This is a genomic window from Dehalobacter sp. DCM (genome assembly GCF_024972775.1).
In the GTDB taxonomy this organism is placed as follows: Bacteria; Bacillota; Desulfitobacteriia; order Desulfitobacteriales; family Syntrophobotulaceae; genus Dehalobacter.
Map to the genome: position 1 here is coordinate 1,496,475 of NZ_CP092282.1, position 18,166 is coordinate 1,514,640.

The following is an 18,166-nucleotide window of genomic DNA, read 5'->3' on the forward strand; positions in this document are numbered from 1 at the left end:
TATTCATATGAATGCGGTATGTAAAGCCCCGGCGGGCTTTGCATTCTTTTCGCCATGTTTGTGGAATTTTTTCATAAAGTATTATGATATTTTATTAAATCGGAATCGTGGCACGCAGACCTGATTTGAAGGTAAGAGTAGGGTATCCTAAAATGAAGCGAGCCGGTAAATATACTGATAAATGAGCAGGGAGAGATGCAGATGAACGATGTTCTAATCGGAGTAAGAATCAAGAAAACACAGCCTCAGGCGCAGATACCTGTTTATGCCACAGCCGGAGCCGCCGGGGCGGACATCTATGCCTGTCTGCAGGAGGATATGATTATTGCCCCCGGAGAACGGGTTGGTGTTCCTACGGGAATTGCGATTGAGCTGCCTGATGCGCAGGTGGTTGCCCTGGTGTTTGCCCGCAGCGGCTTAGCCAGTAAGCAAGGCTTAGCCTTAAGTAACGGCGTCGGTGTCATTGACTCCGATTTTCGCGGCGAAATCAAAGTGCTGATGATCAATTTGGGTAACGCGGCGGTCACAGTCCGCCACGGCGACCGTATCGCTCAAATAGCCTTTATGCCGGTGCGGCAGGCGGCCTTTATCGAGGCACAGGAACTTGCGGAGACCCAACGCGGCGAGGGCGGTTTCGGGTCGACGGGAAAATGACATCTTGCCATTTGATGATGAAGCGGCTGCAGAATACGGAAAAATTTGCGCATCATTACGCCGTCAAGGAACTCCGATTGGTGCTATGGATATGCTAATCGCGGCACATGCGAAGGCTAAAGGCCTTATTATTGTAACGAATAATGTCCTTGAATTCGAGCGCGTTGAAGGCCTCGGACTCGGAAATTGGGTTAGTGCATAAAAGCCTGTTTGACATAGCTTAGCGGATTAAGCGTAGTATCAAAAGAGGCAGTATCACAACTTAGTCCCTTATTAAACGTCAGCAAAAACTGGTGCCATTTTTTTGACTCTGGAAAGAGACGATATCCCAAATTCGTAATCAACTACGAATTTGGGATGTTTTTTTGGGAGTAGAGCAGCTAACCTAACCAGTTGCATGTTTAAATACTTGCAAAATAAAAGAAAACAAGATATACTGCCATTGTATAACTGCATAAACAAATATACGAATATACGAATATACAAATATAAAAATAGGAACGGAGGTAGTTAGATGAACACAATTGAAGATATCTTCAAAGCCTTAGCGGATGAAACCCGATTGCGGATTATTAACTTACTTTATGAAAAGGAGCTTTGCGTTTGTGATATTTATGAAGCCTTACACATAACGCAGACGAAAGCCTCAAGGCATCTGCAGTATTTAAAACATGCGGAACTCGTTGACGATAGAAAGCATGCGCAATGGATCTATTATTCATTAAGAAAGGATAAGTCACTTCCATTTATTGATAATCTAATCGTGAATAACTTGAGAAATTCCGAAAAATTTCTAAACGATTTGGAAAACCTAAAGGAATGGCTTAAACGAAAAACTATTGATTGTTAACAATATTGATGTATTAGGAGGTTGTTCGAGATGGAAAAGACAAGTAAAGCGAGTTTGTCATTTTTTGATAGATTCCTGACACTCTGGATATTTGTTGCCATGGGGGTTGGTGTTTTAGGTGGTTATCTATTCCCAAACCTGGCCGTGTCTTTGGGTAAGTTTAGTACGGGGACAATATCCTGGCCGATTGCGGTTGGGCTGATTGTGATGATGTATCCGCCCCTGGCAAAGATCAAGTATGAAGAGATTGGCAAAGTAGTCCAAAATAAAAAGGTTTTTAGCTTTTCCTTAATTCAGAACTGGATTATCGGTCCGCTTTTAATGTTTGTTCTGGCCATTATCTTTTTAAGGGATATGCCGGGCTTTGCTATTGGCTTGATCATTATTGGTTTAGCCCGCTGCATTGCCATGGTAATCGTTTGGAATACCTTAGCTAAAGGCGATAATGAATATTGCGCGGCCTTAGTGGCACTCAATTCCATTTTTCAGATACTCTTATACTCTGTTTATATCTATCTGTTTGTAACCCTCATTCCGAAGTGGTTAGGTTTATCCTGGGGCGGGCAAATCATAGCTGTATCGATATGGGATGTGGCGAAAAGTGTCCTGATTTACTTGGGGATCCCTTTTGCCGCCGGATTTATTACGCGGTACGGGTTGATCAGAACCAAAACGAGAGAATGGTATGAAAACGAATTCATTCCCAAAATTTCTCCGTTGGCTTTAATCGCCTTGCTTTATACAATCATCATCATGTTTATTACCAAAGGTCAGGAGATCGTGACAAACCCAATGGGGGTAATTCGAATTGCCATTCCCTTGTTGATTTATTTTGCAGTGATGTTCTTTTTTAGCTTCTTTATGTCTTACAAGGGTGGCTTCAAATATGAACAAACAGTAACCTTAGCTTTTACAGCGGCCAGCAATAACTTTGAACTGGCGATTGCTGTCGCCGTAGCTGTATTTGGTATTGCCTCCGATGTCGCGTTTACTGCAGTGATTGGTCCTCTGGTCGAAGTACCGGTGATGATCGCTCTGGTCAATTCCGCACTGGCCTTAAAACGCAGATACTATAATCAGCAGGGATTCCCCCGCAGCTCGAAGGGAGGCGCGTGAGTTATGACGGAAAAGCTGAAAGTAGCTTTTGTCTGTGTCCATAATTCCTGCCGTTCCCAGATGGCTGAGGCTATCGCTAAGATAATTGCTTCAAAGAGCTTTGAAGCGTATTCGGCAGGCACCGAAACGAAAGACAGTATTAATCCCGATGCGGTAGCCGTGATTAAGGAACTTTATGACGTGGACATCAATCAGTCGCAAAAACCAAAACTGATCTCGGACATCCCGCCGGTGGATATTGTTATTACCATGGGCTGCAATGTAAATTGTCCCTTCGTGCCCTGCACATACAGAGAAGACTGGGGACTTGAAGATCCAACCGGGAAAGACAAACAGGAATTTATCCGCACCGCTGGGATCATCGAGAGAAAAATAAAGGATCTTATAATCAGATTAGGTTTTTAACTTACCCAATATAGGAAGAGACACTAAATTATTGAAATAAAAGTAAATTTTTGATAAAGTTGGCATAGAGAAATTTTTAAGATTTCGGAGTGAATTGATGGCAACTTATTTAATAACCGGAGGCAGCGGCTTCTTTGGCAGCATTATGAAGCGGACTCTTTTAGAGCGCGGCGATTATTGTGTCAATATCGATTTACAGGCTGACCCGTACTTGCATGATCACTTGACGTCAATCCAGGGGGATATCCGCGATTCTGAACTCATGGAAAAAATATTTAAAAAACATCAATTTGATGCCATTTTTCATTTTGCTGCCCTGTTAGCCCATGTCAAAAAAGATAAAAAAAACCTGTGGTCAAACAATGTCGATGGCACCCGGTGTGTTTTAAAATGCGCAGAAAAATACCACGTAAAGAAGATTATCTTTACGTCAAGCAACTGTCTTTGGGCCCAGAATTTTGACTATCCCATAACAGAAGAGGAAAATCCGCATCCAATAGAGATTTACGGCAAATCAAAGTTGGAGGGAGAAAATATATTATTAACGGAAAGTACCGCGGTGAACTCTGTAATTTTTCGCTGCCCGACCATCATCGACGAAGGTCGTTTGGGGCTTTTGGCCATATTGTATGAATTTATCGATGAAGGCCGTAAGGTGTGGTTGGTCGGTGATGGCAGCAATCGATACCAGTTCATCTATGCGCAAGATTTGGTTAAGGCCTGTTTACTGGCTTTAGAGTACCCACAGAGTGACATATTCAATATCGGATCGGACAATGTGAAGACCTTCAACGAAACCTATACGTATGTCATAAAAAAATCCGGGTCCAAATCAAGACTGGCGCATTTTCCGAAAAAACTGGCGATATGGGGCATGAAAATGTGCTATGTATTAGGGATTTCTCCGTTGGGACCTTATCAATATCGTATGATATCTTCTTCCTTTATATTTGATACGAGTAAGATCAAGGAGAAACTTGGTTTCACCCCAACCTTGACCAATGAAGAAATGATGCTTAAATCCTATACGTATTATCATAAGAACCGTGACGAAATCAAACAGCGAAAAAATGCCTCTGCCCATAACGTAAGCGCTAAAATGGGAGTAATCAGGATTCTGAAATGGCTGTCATAATGAGAGAATATGTGCACAAACTGACGGCAAAAATTAAGCAAAAGGAAAAAGTAATTAGCGCAGCTGCTTTCCTAATGTTTATCGTCTTTGCTTTGATTACTGGTTTACATCATGAACCCTGGACTGATGAAGCGCAGTCCTGGCTGATCGCACGGGACACCAATTGGACCCAGTTATTCTCAGTAATGGCCTATGAAGGCAGTCCGGCGTTATGGCCCATCGTGCTTAAAATATTTATCTCTTTTGGCTTAGAGTACCAAAATCTTTTTATCGTTCCGCTCATTTTCTCGACACTCGGTGTATGGCTCCTGATCTATAAATCGGATTTCCCTTTGCTTATTCGTGTTTTTCTTCCCTTTACCTATTATATTTTCTATCAGTACACCATTGTTGCCCGCAGCTATAGCCTGATCCTGCCGTGTATTCAGCTGATTGTTTTATTCTATAAGGATCGATTAAGGAAGCCCTATATCTTCGGCATCTTACTGATCGTGCTGTCCGGTATCAGTGTCCATGCAATGATACTGTCTGGCATTCTGTTTTTATTCTATTGCTGGGATATACTCAAAATAATGAAAGCAAACGCCCCGAGCCGGCAGATTATTGCCAATAGTGCTGTGGTAGGTGTTATTGCCTTATCTTACTTATTAACGGTATCTTATTTAATTCCGCCAGCTGATTTATCCTTTGTTGCAGCGAAATTTGATTGGAATCTCCTCAATATCATTACCCGGTTTTGTGTATTGATTGGTGAAGCACTGATCTTTAATACCAGTACAATGTACAGCTTTATCGTGATGGGAGTCATCGCGGCGATATTTGCACTCGTTTATCAGGGAAATGGGAAGTTTTATATTATTTGCACGTCGATTTGTCTATTTCTTTCCTGTTTTTATTGTAACAAATGGCATATCGGCTTGATCTTTCTGAGCTTTCTTCTCGCACTGCAATTATTTTCCCCGACATTAAAGGCCAAGGATACCCGTATCCGATACGCCGTATACGTATTGATTGGGATTGTATTCTGCGTGCAAATCAGTTGGGGTATTCGAACGGCCACCTATGACTGCAGGAATAGTCACTCCGGAGCTTACGCCGCCGCGGAATTTATCAAAGAAAACAGGTACGATCAAACCCGGATTTATGGACTCGGCTACTGCAGCACGGCGATAGAGCCGTATTTTAACACGAATATTTATAAAAACCGCACAACGGCATATTATCTTTGGAGTCTGAATAACGGCGACTTAACAAACCAACAGATAGTAAATAATCTGCCGGATGTTGTCGTGTATTCTGAATTTGATAGCGATGACTATACGGATATTACTGCGATGTTTATCCGGTCGGGTTACCGTAGTTATTCTTTCACGGGGGCAACGTTTATCAAAGACAGCGTCTATGAGACACAGACATACACTGTTTTCGTGAGGGATAATAAAGATATAGAAAAGACAGACATAAAGACAGGTATGTATGTAGGAAAACCCTATGATATAGCTTCCTCGTTTATGCCGATTATAACATTAGAAAATAACAATAAATTCACGTTTGAATTAGGAATTGGAATGGCTATCGAAGGCAGTTATACACAAGATGAAAATAAAATTACTTTTAATGCTGCAGATGGCGAAAGATATGTTTTCGGTGTTAGTGAAGAGAAATTAATAATTGAACAAGAGATACCAAAACGTGTAAGACAGAATACCGTCTTTAAATATTCACCTTCATGTGATGAATTGCTTGGAAAAAACTAGATCCCAGTAAAAACCTAAAAATATTGAAGCAGAATTGAATGATTCAATAAAGACCGTCCATACTCGGATGGTCTTTGTGTTTTATTAACAAATGATTATCTGAAAGCTTTTTCGTATTAAATTGTAATAGAGTCCGTGATTTGAGGATTATAAATTCAATAATGAGATCTAAGCAGGATAAACAATACCTATATAGAATAATGGTATATAATGGATATTATTGCAATATAAGGTGAGTACTTTGTATAAAGCGGTTATCGTAGAAGACAATACAGTGTTTCGTCAGGATTTTGCAACGGTACTTTCCTCACAAGCCGGCATTCAAGTGGTAGGAACATATGCCTGTGGTGAAGATTTTTTGCAGCATATAAGAAGGCTGGATCCTGATATTGCCTTTTTAGACATCGGATTGCCGGGTATCTCCGGAATACAGGTGGCAGAAGCTATTCGCAAAGACTATCCGTATATGGAAATCCTGTTTATCACTGCGGATGATAATCATCTCGAAGATGCGATGCGCCTTTATGCCTCTGACTATATCACCAAACCCCTGAATGTTCCAAGATTAGAGCAGACCTTGAACAGAATCATTAAGAAGTCAGCCATGCCCGGTTTGATGGTTGAACTTAAAACCGAGGATACTAACGAAATTATTCGGCAGGAAGATATTCTATTTGTGGAAGCCATGGCGAAAAAGAGTATTGTCCATACCCGAAAAAGGTCATTGGTCTGTCTTCAACTGATACGGGAATTAGAGGCGTGTTTGGATAATGATCAGTTTTTAAGAAGCAATCGTTCTTATTTGATAAACCTCAAATGGATCGATGCGATCAGGCAAGAATCCAGAACGACTTATCGGATTACGTTTCAGGGAATTGAGGCGTGTGCTTATCTGCAGAGAAATCGCTATCCGGAATTCCGGAAACGTTTAAAACAGTTTTTTGGGGAGGAAAAGCAAAAGTAATGGTTTCCTATGTGTTCGAGTGGTTATTCTTTTCAGTGCCGGAAGCCATTGTGATTCTCTGCTTAGCCCTTAGCATCCTTGGCGAACGGACAACGATACTGAAATTGATAGGAATAGGGTCGGTACTCAGCCTATTAATCTATACGACGCGCATCATTACCGGAAGTTTTATCTTAAATATTTTCATATCGGGACTGATTGTCGTTCTACTTATAAAAACGGTTACCTCAACGCCATTTTCGGAAGCAGCAGCCAGCGGTTTACTGGCTATATCCTCATACTTATCAATAGAATTTGTCAATGTGAAGATCTGGCAAATGTTGTCCGGTGTTAATCCAGCCAAAATAGAGCAGGATTTATATTTAAAAATTGCCTGGTTCAGTTCTCAAATCATTGTCATTTTGATCCTGCAGTTTGTGATCGGACATTTTACCAGAGGAAAAAGAGAATTGAAATATGAAAATAAATATTTATAAAGCAGCTGTCATCATTTTCGTTACCCAAGCGTTGATCAATGTGATTCTTCAAAACAATAACTATATGAAGAGTTATGCCATCCTTCAACCGGTCTATGTTGAATGGCTGGAATTAATTCTTGGCTTAGTCATTGTTCTGCTCAACTTAGCCGGGGTCGTTATCATCAGAACATTATATCGTAAAGGGTTAGAAGAGGAGAAATTAAGATCTGCCGAATTAAAATATGCCGGCATCATTGAAAAAAACCAGATATACCGGCAGCATCATCATGACTTAAGGAACCATCTTACGGTTATCGATGGCTTTGTGCATTTAGGAAAGTACACGGAATTAAGAGAATATCTGGATTCCTATATTGATTCCATTGACGACGTCCTCTTGAAGGTCAATACGGGTGTGGACGAGGTGGACATACTTCTTTCTACTAAGATACAAGAGGCAAAGCAAAAGAATGTCGAAATCACATTGCAATTAAATACGAAAATAACTTGCAGCAAAAGAAATATCGTGAATCTGATCGCTATTATTGGCAATCTGCTTAACAACGCGATCGAGGCTGTACAGGAGTTAGACCCTGACTTAAAAAGGGTAGAAATTATCTTTAACGCTGATCCGTTAGAATACATTTTTGAATTTACTAATCCGCTATCGGCTAATGAAATGATACCGTACCGCAATTTGGGGGCAGAAGGTTTCAGTACAAAAGGTGAAGACAGAGGACAGGGGTTAACCATCGTCAGGAAACTAGCCGAACGCATGAAGGGGAGTATCGATATCGATACAGCCGGTCAGCAATTCAGAATCACGATAGCAATCCCAAAACATCACCTGGAGGCAGAATAGGCGTGTTAAGTCTGGAGGATATAGCCCATCATTTAACAGTGAATATGACCAGAGGCATGAATATGAATACAATTCAAACAGCGAAGATCGAATATGGCTTAGCGATACTGCTTGGCATTACAATTGAAACTGTTTTGACAGTGGGTGTATCCGCTTTGATAGGAACAGTAAGTTACACGCTGATTATGATGCTCGCTGCATTGATCGTTCGGTTTTTTACCGGAGGGGCCCATTGCTCCAGCTTTCGGCGGTGTGTAATATTTACGGTGTTTTCGTTTGTCGTTTTATCTATGTTGGCTAAATTGATGGCTTCAAACGTATCCTTCAATCAGGCGATTGAAATCGTTATTTTCCCTACCATTATCGGTATTGTTTTTCAGAGCGTTATGAAAACCGGTATCGGTGCAAAGTTGGTTTTAATGAGTGACAGACTGATGCAAAGAATGAAGATTTAGTCGGTCGATGCATTTTCATTCCTTAAAATGACACATTCATTCCTAAATCATCTCTTTGGTAAATTTTTACGATAAACTAAACTTAGTTTTCTAAAAAAAATTAAAAGGGGATGAATGGTATGATAAGTACAAAACGAATGGGGACGTCGATGATTCTTCGGATGTTGGCGTTTGTCGGGTCAGTAGGGGTAGAAAAATCAGATTGCTTGGGATGGTTCTATAAACCTAAAATGCCGAAAGATCTTATTCAGGATAAGGTAAACCAATAATTTATGCTATGCAGTTCTTTGGCTGCTAGAGTTTAAAACTATGTAACGTCCGTTAGCTTCCATGATGGAATTTTATTGCTACAAACAGATCCCAAACAAGGAATCCTCAGAATAGAATCGTATGAAAGGAAGAAATATTTATGAAAATAAAACAAAATAAGTATTTGCGTTCTATAATTTTATCAATTTCATTTATTATTCTTTTTGTTACACCCGTATATGCAATAACACCAACATTTACTTATTCATGCTCTAGAGGAGTAAATGTATATTATTATATAGAGAATGGATCAAGCAATCCTCTATATACTCCGATTAGAGATGCCGCATATAACTGGGAACATACAGGCTTTGGATATAATCCAATATATTTATATATTAAAAGTACAAATAGTGGAACCGCAATTGATTTTTATGCTAAGACTAGCGCCTATTGGGGTGAAGACGGAGATAATATAGGGGGACAAACTCGCCCAATGAATGCGTCGGGTTATGAAATAGACCCAAATTTAAGTAATTGGTTGTATTCAGAAATATATTTAAACAATACTGCACTATCAACTCTGTCTTCTTCATTAAGACAAGGGATATCGGCACATGAAATGGGACACGCATTTGGGTTAAAACATTATAATACTAATCCCACAGGTAGTATTATGTGTCAAACTTCCTATGGTAGAACAGTACAAACTGTACAACAAGAAGATAATGATGCAATAAATGCAAAATATTAAAAATACGAGGAGTAACTTTTATGAAAAAGAAAAACGTTATAATTCTTAGTAGTATAATTATTATACTATTGTTAAGTGGCATCACTATATTATCTAAGACAGGCAATAATTCCGTATTAGTATCTGTAAACAATAAAAACACAATTTATAAAAATACGAGTAGCTTAAATACAACTGCGGAAAATAAAGATGTAGTATTAGACTTAAGATCTGAATTAGACTATTTAATTAACACAACTGATAAAAATGTAAGAAATGAAAATTCGGATTTTATAATTATTGGGACAGTCCAATCAGTAGATGGAGGCATAAATTATAATCCTAAAAGAGAATTATATACAGAAATACAAACAATTGGAAATTTAAATGTTGAAAAAATTATAAAAGGGAATGTGGAGGATAATATTATTCCATTTATGAGACTTGGCGGAGTAATTAGTTTTAGTGAATATGAAAAAGGACTAACCGAAAGTCAAAAAGCAAAAGTAGAATTAACTAAAACGCTTACAAATGAAGAAAAAAAGACAAAGTATGTTTCTTCAAATATAATGAACAACATAAATATAGAACAAGGTAAAACATATTTAATGTATTTAAAATATGATCCTGATTATGGAAGATACGCCATTGTATTTTTACAGGATGGTTTGAGAGAAATTGATAAAAGCACAATGGCAAAATCAGAATCTAAAAAATTAAATAAAGACGAAATGTCAATGATAAAAGTAAAAAATAACGAAACTGAAAAATTTGAAACTATTAGTGAAGTACTCGGTGATTTATAAAAAGGGTGTATCCCGAACTCTGTGTAAAACTCCATAATCGATGTAAAATAAGGCAATTATTTTATGGGAGCAATAGCTTAATAAGCTATCGCTTCTTTTGTCTGCAATATTTAATATCCCCGCATTGATTTTGAGTTATAAATTCCAAGGTGACCTTGGTTCAAGATTAGAGCGTATAATATAAATGAAAAATAACACAAATTTTGAAGAGCTCATCAGAGAAGGGATAATAATTTTCGAAGACGTAATTAACAATGACAAAATTAACCTGGTACTATCTGAAAGGACACTCAGCGTTATCTGGTAGAGTACCGAGAACAGGGATTTACGGGACTCATGCCCAAAGGCAAAGGAAGACTGGAGTCCCAAGCGATTAAGCCGGAGCTTATGGAAGAGGCCATTCTTTTTCGGTGGGAAGTACTGAGCTGCAGTATTGCGGACTTGTAAAAATTGCTAAAGTAATCTTAGTCATATAATAATTATAAATAAGCTTTCGAGAAGGATGATGCTTTTTGTCTAAAAAACTGTTATGTTTAGTAATAATGTTGTATCTCATTCTTTTAATGTTTGGTCGTAGAAGCGAAAGCAATATTCCTCCGCTTCCTATATCAGCTAAGCAAACTGTTGAAGGCCAAATAATGATTCCTTTCCCATATGGGGATAAATTCCCGAGTGGTGATGAAAGATGGTTTCTTGATAGAGATACTTCAAATAAATTTGTATTGAGAGTGTCTTTTAGAAGTCAGGATATAGGCAAATTTCCTGTCAGGAATACTGGACTAAATACACTTAAGGGGGAAATAACTTTGGGTGGTATAGAATATTCTGTTGTGAGTATTTATTTAAATAATGATGAATTATCAGGGTATATGATTTTACATCAAAACGATAACTGAATCCGTGATGTTAGTGCTATCGCATAGCTGTTCAGAAACTGACGACGGTGATGTCCGTGGGAAAAAACGAGTGACAGGTACCATGATCAATATCAGCTTCACAAGGTACAAGTGGTGGAGAAATGACAGCAATAGATAAAAGAGAGTGTGTTTCTTCTACAGGAGGACCGGTCTTTATTTCAACCAAGGGACCTGTCCCTTTGATTGTCAGGTACGTATGGTATCAGGGTATCCAAGTGGATGGTATGGGGGACTAATAGGAGGTGGAGGCACTTCACAGTGGGAAAATGTTGAAGGTTTCTATAACTATGTTACAAGCAGCAAAACATATGGTCCTAAAGGTACAGGGTCAAACAATAATCAAGTATACTACAATCTTGCCCCTAGCGCGATAATATATGGAAACGTTATTCAGTTAAAAAACATAAACTTACACTCTGAGTATTATCATTCTGTGTATGTCACATACCCACAAAGCGGAGCAAATTATTATTACCAAGTTCTGGTTTCATATCACTCTAGTAACCATTACAATAGACCCCTTTGGGAAGTTATTCAAGCATTTGGAGAAAATAGTTGTTACATGAGAATGATTTCTTTCAGTACAGCTAATTTCGTTAGTTAGTTTGATTTGAATGATATGCCATCATTTTTAGAAATGATGGCATATCTCATAAATTATTATAGGATGAGTACTATGAAAAAATGGATATTATTGTTCTCCATCGTTGCATTAGCTATCATATCAGTCATTATTGCTAACACTCATTTTTCCAAGGCGATTAACAATTCCGATATTGCTCAGGGTAAGCAAACAGTAGAAAACTTCTTTATTGCCCTCAACAACGAGGATGAAGAAGGGGCGAAAGCCCTCTTGGCCAAACATAAACAAGGCATATTTGAAACATCGGATCAACCTCATAAGTGGAAACCTGAATTAATCGCCATCGAGTATGATAATAGCAGTTATCTTGAAATATCGTCAGAAACTTATAAAAGTGTCTATGGCCATGATCCCCATAAAGCAATGTGTCTGCGTGTTACCTTTTTTGATAATACGCAAACACAGAAAACGGTCAATTACTTTTACCTTACCAAGGAAACAAAAAATGATCAATGGGTCATCTTTGACTGGGGATATTAGAGATACACAACGAATACCCTGGCTTTTTTAAGAAGAAAGTCAGGACAAAGGCCAGGAGTATTTACTTCAAATGAGGTATACGTGCCACAGTTCCGGCGACAAGCGGAATGTGGGACACAGGAACATTGAGGATCATGCCCAGTGTAACCATTGCCGCAAGGTACTATCCGTACCATGCGGCATTTTTATAATAAATTTTACAAACGCATAATACTGGCTAAACATTTGTTATTTATAATCATAAATGAAGGAAGTATTAAGAAGATACGCAGAAGGGGAAACAGGAAGGATATGAAAATTGCTTACTTTACCGATACGTATCTGCCTCAAATCAATGGTGTAACCAATACATTAAGCAGACTGGCTGCTTATTTGGACCACAAGGGGATAGAAAACATTATTTTTGCGCCGGCTGGAAATAGTTATTGCTACCAGACCATGGTGGATACATCTTTCAGTATACGGTTCTTTTTATATCCAGAGTGCCGTGTGAGTATTCCGAACCTTTATCGAATCGGCAAACGACTGGCGCAGTTTGAGCCTGATCTGATTCATTGCTACACCCAGTTTAACATGGGTCTTGCCGGTTTGAACTACTGCCGTAATCATGGCATCCCCGCCGTCGCATCGTACACGACCAATTTTGATCAATACCTCGATTACTATAACCTTCCATTCATGAAAAAAATTATCTGGGATTACCACAAGTGGTTTCACAATCAGTGTCTGGTCAATTATGCGCCTTCCAGAGAAACCATAGACATTTTGCAGGATAAAGGCATCACCAATACAGCCTTATGGCGTCGCGGGGTAGACACGGAATTATATCATCCGTGTAAGCGAGATGATGAATTGCGCCGGAAGTGGAACGCTTCCGAGAAAATTGTCCTGCTATATGTGGGCAGAATTGCTGCAGAAAAAAATCTGCAGCTTTTAGCTAATAGTTACCGGGTACTGCAGGCCCAATTTGGGGATGGCATTCATCTTGTACTGACAGGAGACGGTCCGCTCCTACCCGCTTTACAGCAGGAGGGATTGACGAATGTTACATTTACCGGATATAAAACCGGCGAGGAACTGGCACAAATATACGCATCTGCGGATATTTTCGTTTTTCCCTCCACGACTGAAACCTTTGGCAATGTTGTTTTGGAAGCAATGGCTTCCGGGCTTCCGGTGGTCGGATTTGCGTCGGGAGGAGTCAAAGAGCTTATTTGTAACGGTGCTAATGGCGTTCTCTGCGGCAGCAGCACCGATCACGAAAAATTTGCACAGGCTAATGTAGACATAATTCGGCAATCAGACTTGCGCAGCTCGCTTGCCAACGGAGCCAGGCAATATGCGTTGACACAATCATGGTCCAGCATTTTTGCTTCATTGTTGGATTCCTATCAGAAAGTAGCGGAGGATGGTCATAGGTGGAAAAAGTCTGCCTGAATTATCAGTAAACAATGGCAATAAAAATACGGAGGGAATTCTATGAATATCTGTATTGTTGGCACCGGTTACGTAGGGCTGGTCACAGGTGTGTGTTTTTCCCATCTGGGACATAAGGTCATTTGTATTGATAAGGATGAACAAAAAATAACTGTCTTAAAAGGTGGTAAAGCACCTATTTATGAACCAGGCATCGAAGAACTCATTAGGGAAAACGTGCAATCCGGCAGACTCTCTTTTGATACAGATTTAGAGACCGGGGTCCAGGCTTCGGAAGTCGTATTTATTGCGGTAGGCACCCCGGAAAAAACGGATCAAACAATCGATTTAACCTATGTTAAAGAAGCCGCTTCCGCCATAGGAAAAGCTCTGAACGGATACAAAATCATTGTAGTTAAGAGTACGGTGCCTGTGGGAATGACAAAACTGGTAAGAAAAATTATTGCAGATCAGAATGCGGCTTCCGAACCCTTTTCGGTTGCCTCGAATCCCGAGTTTTTGCGTGAGGGCACCGCAGTAGCGGACTTTTTAAATTTGGAGAGGGCAGTCATTGGAACTGATGATATTCAGGCAGCCGAAACACTTCACGCCTTATACCGTGACTTTGCGGGCAATATCGTTATGACGGATCCTGCAACGGCTGAAATGACAAAATATGCAGCGAACGCTTTCTTAGCAACGAAGGTAACCTTTATTAATCAAATTGCGAATATCTGCGAGAAAGTGGGTGCCGATGTTGACCAGGTGGCATTGGGAATGGGTATGGATAAACGGATTGGCTCTTCGTTCCTTCAAGCCGGCGTAGGCTATGGCGGTTCATGTTTTCCTAAAGATACCCGGGCATTGGCTAAGCTGGCTAGGGAAGTCGGGTATCCTTTTTCAATTCTCGATGAAGTGATTAAAGCCAATGAACTTCAACATCACCGGGTGATTGAAAAGCTTCAGGAAATCTTTGGAGATCTAGGGTCACGAACGATTGCTATTCTTGGAGCGACATTCAAACCAAATACGGATGACACCCGCAGTGCACCTTCACGGAAAGTCATTGAAACGTTATTGCAGCACGGGGCTTCGGTAAAAGTTTTTGACCCAATGGCTGAAGCCATTGTGAAGGATGATTTTTTTCGCGAACTACCGGTATCCAATGACTTTTATGCTACTTTGGGCGGATGTGACGCGGCAGTTATCCTTACAGAATGGGTGCAAATAAAGAAAATGAATCTAGCCAAAGTCAAGGATATTTTGCGCCATCCTGTTCTGGTTGACGGTAGAAATATTTTTTCATTACAGCAAATAAGGGGAGAGGGTCTCATTTACTGTTCTATTGGTCGGCCAAATATTTAAATACAATTAGATGTAACACAAACTTAACGCCTCGTTGTTATTGCTTTAATAATTGTACAGTATGATGAAATAGATTAAGAATTGAGCAGGAGGCCGAATGTGGATTACATCACACCGGTATTTAGCTAAAAAAATCTATCATTATATCCGGGATAAGTATGGCTTTGATTTAAGACTCGATTTGCTGCAGTATGGCAGCATCATACCCGACATTCAATGGCGGTATATGAAAAATAACCATTATTACGAGATAGGGTATGTCGACTGGCTGCAAGAGATTGGACAGCTTTTTAAAGATCACAGGTATAAGGACATCGGACAATTTAGCCAAAAATTAGGAATTATTCTTCATTATACAGCGGATTATCATACGTATGCTCATATTAATGAAGAATTAAAGAAAAACAAAAGAAAGCATCTTTTGTATGAGCTTAAGCTGCACCAGGCACTCCTGCAATATGACTACCGTGTGGACGAAAACCAGTATCGCTGCGGCAATGTCCATTCCCTAATGCAGAAGCTTGGGCATGAATATTCCTTAACGAAACCAAGTCTGGAAAACGATATACAATTTATCTATACAGCATCAATAGCCATAACCAATCTTATAGTAGAAGCTGTCCTTGTACCCGCTGTAAACGCTGTATAGCTATACAATATTCAATAGAATAATTAAATAATAAACGCAGATTACACAATGCAGTTCTATACTCTAAAGTGTAAAGGAAGGAGTCGGGTTAGATGCAATTTCAGGAAGAACTTAGGCGGTTATGCTATGAGGTGGAGCAATACATGGTAACGTACACTTATTTGTTTTGCCCTGATGCGGATAACAGATTTATCACCAAGAAAAATGAAATTCTAAGTATTCTAAGAATGCTATATGGCGAGAATTCCAGGGAATTTAAAGTGGTATATTCAACATCTTTACCTGTCACAGTTGTTAAGGTTTTAAAGCATGTTATTAAAAGAAGAGATGTTCATACACGGAACAACGTTTTGGCTAATGTGGGAGTGAAATAAAACGGTAGTAATGTGTCTGCGTATTACCTTTTTTGATAATACACAGACTAAGAAAACAAAAAGTGATCAATGGGTTATCTTTGACTGGGGATATTAGAGATACCCAACGAATACCCGGTTTTTTTTAAGAAGAAAGTCAGGACGAAGGCCAGGATACACAGAGCGAAGGAAATCATAAACGCCAGGGAGTAGCTGTTGGTAGCGTCAGCGATTCTGCCGGCCATTAACGGGCCGAAGACACCGCCGACTCCCCATGCGGTAAATACGAAGCCATAATTGACCCCGGCGTTTTTGGTGCCGAAGTAATCGTAGGTAGCTGATGGAAAAAGCGAAAGTAACGCGCCATATCCCAAACCGGCAGCCGCCGCGCCGATGGCAACCAACATGGCGGAATCATAGTGCGTGAATAACAGCATATTGATCGCCTGAAGCAGGAAAAACAAACGCATAGATCCGGCCCGGCCGATTTTGTCCGAAAGCCATCCGGCAGCCACGCGGCCTGAGGCATTAAATATGGCAAGAAGCGCAACCATGGCATAACCCCAGGTTATCCCCGCCTGAGTTTTGGCAATGGAAGACAGCTGACCGATGATCATCAGTCCGGCACTGGCCCCGGCTGCGTACATCAGCCACAGAAGATAAAATTCCTGCCGCTTGAGCATGTTCCGCCAAGGAATATTATTGGATGAGAGAGAATTTACAGGAACCAACCGCCGGACATTGTCCGGTTCCTTGCTGTCCGGCTGATCGCCAACCCGCGGTACGGCCAGGACTTGCGCAAGCAGGATAATAGTGACAAGAAACAGGATGCCTTCCAACCGGAAGGTGTTTTCTATGCCAAACCGTTTGAGCAGAAAGTTGGTTAGCGGCGCAATATACAGGGAGGCCAGACCAAAGCCGGCAACGACAATACCGGAAATGAAGCCCTTTTTGCCGGGTGGAAACCATTTGACGGCAGCGGGGGTTGCCGACGCGTAGCCCAGTCCAATCCCGATCCCGGCCAGCAGGCCAAAGGTGAGCATGAGCATACTCAGCGAATGGGTTAAACTGCTGAGGATGAGGCCCAAACCGGCGAAGATACCACCGGCAGAAGCGATGATGCGCGGACCAAACCGGTCCTGCAAGTATCCCCCCGGGACCATCATCAGGGCAAATACGGCACAGGCCAGCATATAGGGAACGGAGGCAGCCGTTTTTGTCCAGTGATACTGCTCGATCAGCGCAGCGGCGAAAACACTCCAGGTGTAAAGTACGCCAAGCGCCAGGTTAATGCCGGTTCCGGCCAGAGTGACTGACCAACCGCGTGCTGTTGTGTTCATAGTTATCCTTCCCTTCATGGCGCTTATGAGTGACCTTCTTTGGACAATCTAGTACACCATTCTTTAATTAGTTGCTCAAATTACTTCAGGGTAAGGTCGCCTGCACAATGCCGGCGTCAAGCGAAGCACGGATTGCGTAGCGCAACGGTCCATGGATGGACCTAAGTTAAAATTCGCCAAGGAGGGCAAAAGAATTTTAACTTCCTTAATGCAAATTCATGGAGGGCACAAGAGCCGAAAGTGGTATTGTGCAGGCGGCCCAGCCCCAAATATGAATATTGCTACTTATTTAACGAACAGTATACTAGCGCGTCGGGTATCATGCGCATTATGATTTATCATATCAATAAATTAAAAAAAGAAAGCGGAATGGACTGTAAAAGACTATATAACGGCTTAAACGGAGGAAAACAAGACTTAACCGGAAGAGTGCACGGTCTGACCGGAGGATCATATATCGAAAGCAAAAAAAAGAAATTCAGAAAAGTATGGGAAATCAAGAGGCATGTTTCAGATGCGACTCTCATAAAATCGTACAAGTGATAGGATGGGGGTAAAG

Annotated in this window: 21 protein-coding genes; 20 read left to right on the forward strand and 1 reads right to left on the reverse strand. The window is 40.6% G+C overall.

The window, feature by feature from the left end; all coding sequences use genetic code 11:
• The first annotated feature begins 201 nt into the window (after positions 1-201).
• The 20 genes from dut (at position 202) to LPY66_RS07120 (ending at position 15,914) form a co-directional block, all read left to right on the forward strand.
• Positions 202-654: a dUTP diphosphatase gene (gene dut / locus LPY66_RS07030; protein ID WP_337987380.1), complete on the forward strand. Its 453-nt coding sequence runs from the start codon at positions 202-204 to the stop codon at positions 652-654.
• A gap of 4 nt (positions 655-658) precedes the next feature.
• A complete protein-coding gene (locus tag LPY66_RS07035; RefSeq protein WP_337987381.1) occupies positions 659-856 on the forward strand; it encodes a type II toxin-antitoxin system VapC family toxin in 198 nt (65 codons plus the stop codon).
• Positions 857-1,168: 312 nt separating this feature from the next.
• Entirely contained in the window at positions 1,169-1,504 is a 336-nt protein-coding gene (locus tag LPY66_RS07040; protein ID WP_337987382.1) for an ArsR/SmtB family transcription factor, read from the forward strand.
• A gap of 30 nt (positions 1,505-1,534) precedes the next feature.
• On the forward strand, positions 1,535-2,620 hold the full coding sequence (gene arsB, locus LPY66_RS07045; RefSeq protein WP_337987383.1) for an ACR3 family arsenite efflux transporter: 1,086 nt from the start codon (positions 1,535-1,537) through the stop codon (positions 2,618-2,620).
• A 3-nt stretch (positions 2,621-2,623) separates the two neighbouring features.
• Positions 2,624-3,025, forward strand: a complete 402-nt coding sequence (locus LPY66_RS07050) for an arsenate reductase ArsC (protein WP_337987384.1) — start codon at positions 2,624-2,626, stop codon at positions 3,023-3,025.
• 97 nt (positions 3,026-3,122) lie between these two features.
• The gene (locus LPY66_RS07055; RefSeq protein WP_337987385.1) at positions 3,123-4,160 is read left to right on the forward strand and encodes an NAD-dependent epimerase/dehydratase family protein; all 1,038 of its coding nucleotides are present in this window, start codon (positions 3,123-3,125) and stop codon (positions 4,158-4,160) included.
• The gene (locus tag LPY66_RS07060; protein ID WP_337987386.1) at positions 4,148-5,917 is read left to right on the forward strand and encodes a hypothetical protein; all 1,770 of its coding nucleotides are present in this window, start codon (positions 4,148-4,150) and stop codon (positions 5,915-5,917) included. Before LPY66_RS07055 ends, LPY66_RS07060 begins: the two co-directional genes overlap by 13 nt.
• 232 nt (positions 5,918-6,149) lie before the next feature.
• The gene (locus tag LPY66_RS07065) at positions 6,150-6,881 is read left to right on the forward strand and encodes a LytR/AlgR family response regulator transcription factor (RefSeq protein ID WP_337987387.1); all 732 of its coding nucleotides are present in this window, start codon (positions 6,150-6,152) and stop codon (positions 6,879-6,881) included.
• Between the two features lie 11 nt (positions 6,882-6,892).
• Positions 6,893-7,357, forward strand: coding sequence for a hypothetical protein (locus LPY66_RS07070; RefSeq protein WP_337987388.1), 465 nt, complete (start codon positions 6,893-6,895; stop codon positions 7,355-7,357).
• Positions 7,338-8,201 (forward strand): sensor histidine kinase, encoded by an 864-nt coding sequence (locus tag LPY66_RS07075; protein WP_337987389.1) that lies wholly within the window; start codon positions 7,338-7,340, stop codon positions 8,199-8,201. The genes LPY66_RS07070 and LPY66_RS07075 overlap by 20 nt, the downstream gene beginning before the upstream one ends.
• A gap of 2 nt (positions 8,202-8,203) precedes the next feature.
• Entirely contained in the window at positions 8,204-8,656 is a 453-nt protein-coding gene (locus LPY66_RS07080; RefSeq protein ID WP_337987390.1) for an accessory gene regulator B family protein, read from the forward strand.
• A 119-nt stretch (positions 8,657-8,775) separates the two neighbouring features.
• On the forward strand, positions 8,776-8,925 hold the full coding sequence (locus LPY66_RS07085) for a cyclic lactone autoinducer peptide (RefSeq protein ID WP_337987391.1): 150 nt from the start codon (positions 8,776-8,778) through the stop codon (positions 8,923-8,925).
• A gap of 140 nt (positions 8,926-9,065) precedes the next feature.
• On the forward strand, positions 9,066-9,659 hold the full coding sequence (locus LPY66_RS07090; RefSeq protein WP_337987392.1) for a matrixin family metalloprotease: 594 nt from the start codon (positions 9,066-9,068) through the stop codon (positions 9,657-9,659).
• Positions 9,660-9,679: 20 nt separating this feature from the next.
• Complete coding sequence (locus tag LPY66_RS07095; protein WP_337987393.1) at positions 9,680-10,444, forward strand: hypothetical protein; 765 nt, start codon at positions 9,680-9,682, stop codon at positions 10,442-10,444.
• Between the two features lie 512 nt (positions 10,445-10,956).
• On the forward strand, positions 10,957-11,340 hold the full coding sequence (locus LPY66_RS07100) for a hypothetical protein (RefSeq protein WP_337987394.1): 384 nt from the start codon (positions 10,957-10,959) through the stop codon (positions 11,338-11,340).
• 217 nt (positions 11,341-11,557) lie between these two features.
• Complete coding sequence (locus LPY66_RS20985) at positions 11,558-11,965, forward strand: amidase domain-containing protein (protein ID WP_443112465.1); 408 nt, start codon at positions 11,558-11,560, stop codon at positions 11,963-11,965.
• 72 nt (positions 11,966-12,037) lie between these two features.
• Positions 12,038-12,484 carry a DUF4829 domain-containing protein gene (locus tag LPY66_RS07105; protein WP_337987395.1) on the forward strand — a complete coding sequence of 149 codons (447 nt, stop codon included), beginning with the start codon at positions 12,038-12,040 and terminating at the stop codon, positions 12,482-12,484.
• A gap of 291 nt (positions 12,485-12,775) precedes the next feature.
• Positions 12,776-13,921 carry a glycosyltransferase family 4 protein gene (locus tag LPY66_RS07110; RefSeq protein ID WP_337987396.1) on the forward strand — a complete coding sequence of 382 codons (1,146 nt, stop codon included), beginning with the start codon at positions 12,776-12,778 and terminating at the stop codon, positions 13,919-13,921.
• Between the two features lie 42 nt (positions 13,922-13,963).
• Entirely contained in the window at positions 13,964-15,265 is a 1,302-nt protein-coding gene (locus LPY66_RS07115) for a UDP-glucose dehydrogenase family protein (protein WP_337987397.1), read from the forward strand.
• A gap of 97 nt (positions 15,266-15,362) precedes the next feature.
• Complete coding sequence (locus LPY66_RS07120; RefSeq protein ID WP_337987398.1) at positions 15,363-15,914, forward strand: zinc dependent phospholipase C family protein; 552 nt, start codon at positions 15,363-15,365, stop codon at positions 15,912-15,914.
• Between the two features lie 448 nt (positions 15,915-16,362).
• Here LPY66_RS07120 and LPY66_RS07125 read toward each other — a convergent pair whose 3' ends face one another.
• Complete coding sequence (locus LPY66_RS07125) at positions 16,363-17,607, reverse strand: L-lactate MFS transporter (RefSeq protein ID WP_337987399.1); 1,245 nt, start codon at positions 17,605-17,607, stop codon at positions 16,363-16,365.
• Positions 17,608-18,166 lie beyond the last annotated feature (559 nt).